We start from the raw sequence: 4,698 nt of genomic DNA on the forward strand, positions 1-4,698 counted from the left end.
AAGCTGGGGGGCGAGGTGGTAGCCGCCGAGGTCTTGCCTGATGGTATCGAGCCGTTGGCCACCCGCCTGCAGGCCTTGGCCGCCGAGGGCGTGCGCCTGTGCCTGTGTACCGGTGGTACCGGGCTGGGCCCACGTGACCTGACCCCGGAGGCGCTGCGTTCGTTAAATGCGCGGCCGGTGCATGGCCTGGCGCAGATGGTGCGGGCACTCAGCGCACAGCACACGCCGATGGCCTGGCTGAGTCGCGCCGAGGTGGTGCAGCTGGGCAACATGCTGGTGTTTGCATTGCCGGGCAGCCCAAAGGCGGCGGCGCAGTGCCTGGACATCCTGGCGCCGGTACTGGGCCACGCCCTGGTGATGGTCGAGGGTGGTGGCCACGGATGATTGCCTACAGCGAAGCCTTGCAGCACCTGCTGGAGGCGGCCACGCCGCTGCCGGCCGAACATCTGCCGCTGCATGAGGCCGGCGGCCGCACCCTGGCCAGTGACATCATCAGTGGGCAGTCGTTGCCGCCGTTCGACAATTCGGCGATGGACGGCTTCGCGCTGCGCGCCAACGGCGCGACGTTCGAGGCCGGTACCGAATTCGGGGTGCAGGGCTGGCAGGCGGCCGGCGATGCCGGTGCCGAAGGCGGCGAGGGTGCCTGGGAAATCATGACCGGGGCACGCATGCCGGTTGGGCTGGATACGGTGGTGCCGGTCGAGAATGTGGAGATCCTCGCCAGCGAGGACGGCCGCCCGACCCGCATTGCCCTGAAGGGATTGGCGAAGCCGGGCCAGAACGTGCGCCTGCGTGGCGAGGATGTAAGCGACGGCGAGCGCGTGCTGCAGGCCGGGCAGGTGCTGGACATCAACGCGCGCACCCTGCTGCATGCCATCGGCGTAGGCGAGGTGGCGGTGGTGGTAAGGCCAAGGGCCGCGGTGATCGCCACCGGCAAGGAGCTGGTGACCGAGGCGGCGCAGACGCTGGCGTCCGGGCAGATTCGTGACAGCAACCGGCCGTACCTGGTTGGCCGCCTGCAGGCCGCCGGTGCCGAGGTGGTCTGGCAGGGCACGGTGGGCGATGAGGTGGCCGCGTTCAATGCGGTGCTGGATGCAGCGCTGGACGCGGGTGCGCAGCTGTTGATCAGCACCGGCGCGGTGTCGGCCGGCCGCTACGATTTCATTCCCGACGCGCTGCGCGGACGGGGTGCGCGCATCGTGTTCCACAAGGTGGCGATCCGCCCCGGCAAGCCGTTGCTGTTCGCGGTGCTGCCCAATGGCGCGCTGTATTTCGGCCTGCCGGGCAACCCGGTCTCGGCGGCTGTGGGCCAGCGCTTCTTCGTCGAGCCGGTGCTGCGCCGCCTGCTGGGGCTGGCACCAGAGCCGGTGCTGACGTTGCCGCTGCAGGCCGAGGTGCGCACGCCGCCCGGCCTGCGTTTCCATGCGCGGGCGCGGGTGGAGGTGGACGCACAGGGGCGCCTGAGTGCGCGCGTGCTGGCCGGGCAGGAGTCGTTCCGTTTGATGTCCATGCTGCGGGCCAACGCCTGGGTGGTGCTGGAAGGCGAGGGCGGCGTGGTCGCCGCCGGCACGCCAGTGCGCGTGCAGGGCTGGGGTCACCACGAACCGGTGCAGCTGATGAGCCAGGAGCCGTTATGAAACAGGTGAATCTGCAGTTGTTCGGTGCGTTTTCCGATCTGGATGCCAACCGCGAGATTGCCGTGGATGTGGCCGGTGGCACCGTGGCCGACCTGCGCCAGGCGCTGCGCGAGCTGCTGCCGGTGCGTTGGCCGGGTTTCCGTGCCGGGCTGCTGGATTACTCGGCATTCGCCGATCAGCAACGCGTGCTGCGCGACCACGAGGCGCTGCCCGACGATGGCCGGGTGGCGATCCTGCCGCCGGTGAGCGGGGGCTGAGCGATGAGCGAGACGATCATTGCCAAGGTGGTGGACCGCGCGCAGGCGGCGATCGATCCGGCCGAGGGCATCGCGGCGGTGTCCGATCCGGGCTTCGGCGGCATCGATGTGTTCATCGGCAAGGTGCGCGATGTAAACATCGGCCGCGCAGTCACCGGCATCACCTACGACCTGTTTGAACCGCTGGTGCTGAACGAATTCAGGCGCCTGGCCGCCGAGGTCGAAGCGACGTTCGGGCCGAAGCTGAAGCTGTATGTGGCCCACGCCAAGGGGCGACTCGGCATCGGCGATGTGGCGGTGGTGGTGGCCGCCGGCAGCCCGCACCGTGACGAGGCGTTCCGGGCCTGCCGGCAGTTGATCGAGGTGGTGAAGCACCAGTGCCCGATCTGGAAGCAGGAGCATTACGAGGACGGCGACAGCCAGTGGAGCGAAGGTTGCAGCCTGTGCCATGCGGACAGCTCATCCGCACATGCCGATGACCACACACATGACCACGGGCATTGACCGCGCCCTTCGGGGAGCGTCGGGTCCAGTAGATCCACGCCGTGCGTGGATGAGGCTCTCCCGATGAATCCGGCCGACGCAGCCACGCATGGCGTGGCTCTACTGCGATGAGCATCAACGGCATCGTGCTGGCCGGTGGCCTGTCCAGCCGGATGGGGCGCGACAAGGCGCTGCTGCCCTGGCAGGGCCGCACCCTGCTGGAACACATGCGCGGCGTGTTGAAGCAGGCGGGCGCCGGACGGGTGTGGGTGAGCGGTGACTACCCGGCGTTTGGCGGCGTGCCGGACCGCGTGGCACGCTGCGGCCCGCTGGGCGGCCTCTACAGCGTGGCGATGCAGATGCCTGACGGGCCGGCCTGGGTGGTGCCGGTGGACACGCCGCGGGTGACACCCGCGCTGTTGCAACGGCTGCAGGCCGATCAAGCGCGTGCCTGCACGGTGTTCGACGATGAACCGTTGCCGATGCGGTTGCAGATCGATGATCATTGCCGCCGCGTGCTGGGGGACTTGATTGATGATCCGATGGCGCGACGTTCACTGCGTGCCCTGCAGGAACGCCTGGGCGTGACCCGGTTGCCATTGGCACCCGAGGATCAGGCGTTGCTGCTCAACTGCAATACGCCATCAGAGTGGGAGTCCATCACAGCATGAAGGTCCAGCTGCAACAGCAATCGATGCGCCTGCGCGTGGATGAGGAAGAGCTGGCACGCTTGCTGGCCGGCGAGTCACTCGAGAACCTGACCCGCTTCGGCGGCAGCGGCGGCTGGGGCGTAGCGCTGTCGCTGCATGCCGGCGATCAGGCAGTGCTGCTCGATGGCGGGACATTCTGCCGGTTGGTACTGCCTCGCCAAGCCGTTGAGTCGCTGGCGGGCAGGCTGCCCTGCCGGGATGGGCTGGGCTTCGGTATCGCCCTGGATGACGACAGCATGTTGCAGCTGCAGTTCGATGTGGACGTGCGCGACAGCATGCGGCAGCGTGGCCCGCAGCGACGTGCTGAACCTGCGCCGGAGTAGGCGCATGGTGCGCAGGGCCGTGTGGCGCGCTGTCGTATGATGGGGGCCTTCGTTCCTGCGTTGCTGCAATGCCCCTGAACCCCTCCGCTCCCTCTGCGTCCCGACCGGCCACGCCCAATCCGGCGGCGGCCGATGACGGCGACGCGCTGCACTTCTGCAGTACCTGTGCGTTCTCGGACGCCTGCATGTCGCAGGGCTACGACAAGGCTGCGTTGGGCGAGTTGCATGTGCTGGTCGACCACGTCGGTCCGTTCCAGGCTGGCGACTATCTCTTCCGTGCCGGCGATCCGTTCGATTCGATCGCAGCGGTCCGGGCGGGCATGGTCAAGACCTTCGTCGATGACAGCCAGGGCAACGAGCAGGTACTGGGGTTCAGCCTGCCCGGCGAGGTGATCGGGCTCAACGCCATCCATGGCGCGCGCTTCCCCTGCAATGCGGTGGCACTGGATACGGTCTACCTGTGCCGGATCTCGTTTCCGCGATTGAGCCTGCTGGCCACGCGCATGCCGGGGTTGCAGGCGCGGCTGTTCAGCCTGCTCAGCGCCGAGATCGGCAAGGTCGCCACCCTGGCGGCCAACCACCGTACCGAAGAGCGCATGGCAGCGTTCCTGCTGGATCTTTCCGGACGCTATGCCCGGCGCGGTTTCTCGGCCACCCGCTTCAACCTGAGCATGGCCCGCACCGAGATCGCCAACTACCTGCGGATGGCACCGGAGACGGTGAGTCGGGTGCTGCGCCGGTTGAGCGACGAGGGTGTGATTGCGGTGAACCAACGTGAGATGCTGTTGCTGCAACCCGAACGGCTGGCGGCGTTGGCCGTGGCCCGGGAATCCGGACTGGACTGATCAGGCAAGCGAGGGGCCGACCCATGATGCGAGCGGGGCTGTTGTTGCTGGGACTGCTGGCCACGGTGCCGGCCTGGGCGGCCACGCTGACCGTTTCGGCGGCCTCGAGCCTGACCGAGAGCTTCCGCGAACTGGGCAATGCCTATGAGAAGGCGCACCCGGGCACCAAGGTCGATTTCAACTTCGCCGCGTCCGGCGTATTGCTGCAACAGATCAGCCGCGGCGCGCCGGTGGATGTGTTCGCCTCGGCCGACGAAACCACCATGGACCAGGCCCAGCAGCGGGCCCTGCTCGCGCCCGGCACTCGTGAGGTGTTCGCGGTGAACGCGCTGTGGGTGGTGGCGCCGCCGCAGGCCAAGGCGGCGCCGCGTACCTTGAAGGACCTGGCCGGTGCCGGTGTGCAGCGCATCGCACTGGGCAACCCGGACAGCGTGCCGGTCGGC

At 68.3% G+C, this 4,698-nt stretch carries 8 protein-coding genes; all 8 read left to right on the top strand.

Annotated features, from left to right (window positions below):
- Positions 1–384, top strand: a 384-nt coding sequence (locus tag ACM0PK_RS21480; RefSeq protein ID WP_495498547.1) for a molybdopterin-binding protein, incomplete at its 5' end; no start/stop codon positions are given.
- Positions 381–1,637 carry a molybdopterin molybdotransferase MoeA gene (locus tag ACM0PK_RS21485; RefSeq protein WP_414608103.1) on the top strand — a complete coding sequence of 419 codons (1,257 nt, stop codon included), beginning with the start codon at positions 381–383 and terminating at the stop codon, positions 1,635–1,637. The genes ACM0PK_RS21480 and ACM0PK_RS21485, both read left to right, overlap by 4 nt.
- Complete coding sequence (locus ACM0PK_RS21490; protein WP_111200575.1) at positions 1,634–1,894, top strand: MoaD/ThiS family protein; 261 nt, start codon at positions 1,634–1,636, stop codon at positions 1,892–1,894. The genes ACM0PK_RS21485 and ACM0PK_RS21490 overlap by 4 nt, the downstream gene beginning before the upstream one ends.
- 3 nt (positions 1,895–1,897) lie before the next feature.
- Complete coding sequence (locus tag ACM0PK_RS21495; RefSeq protein WP_111200574.1) at positions 1,898–2,398, top strand: molybdenum cofactor biosynthesis protein MoaE; 501 nt, start codon at positions 1,898–1,900, stop codon at positions 2,396–2,398.
- Positions 2,399–2,505: 107 nt separating this feature from the next.
- Positions 2,506–3,048 (top strand): molybdenum cofactor guanylyltransferase, encoded by a 543-nt coding sequence (gene mobA / locus ACM0PK_RS21500; protein ID WP_414608104.1) that lies wholly within the window; start codon positions 2,506–2,508, stop codon positions 3,046–3,048.
- Positions 3,045–3,410: a hypothetical protein gene (locus ACM0PK_RS21505; protein WP_111008040.1), complete on the top strand. Its 366-nt coding sequence runs from the start codon at positions 3,045–3,047 to the stop codon at positions 3,408–3,410. Before mobA ends, ACM0PK_RS21505 begins: the two co-directional genes overlap by 4 nt.
- Before the next feature lie 68 nt (positions 3,411–3,478).
- Positions 3,479–4,255, top strand: a complete 777-nt coding sequence (locus tag ACM0PK_RS21510) for a helix-turn-helix domain-containing protein (RefSeq protein WP_111008041.1) — start codon at positions 3,479–3,481, stop codon at positions 4,253–4,255.
- A 23-nt stretch (positions 4,256–4,278) separates the two neighbouring features.
- The coding region (gene modA / locus ACM0PK_RS21515) for a molybdate ABC transporter substrate-binding protein (protein ID WP_495498548.1) at positions 4,279–4,698 on the top strand (420 nt) is incomplete at its 3' end.

Source organism: Stenotrophomonas sp. FR010, assembly GCF_047520755.2.
Classification (GTDB): Bacteria; Pseudomonadota; Gammaproteobacteria; order Xanthomonadales; family Xanthomonadaceae; genus Stenotrophomonas; species Stenotrophomonas sepilia.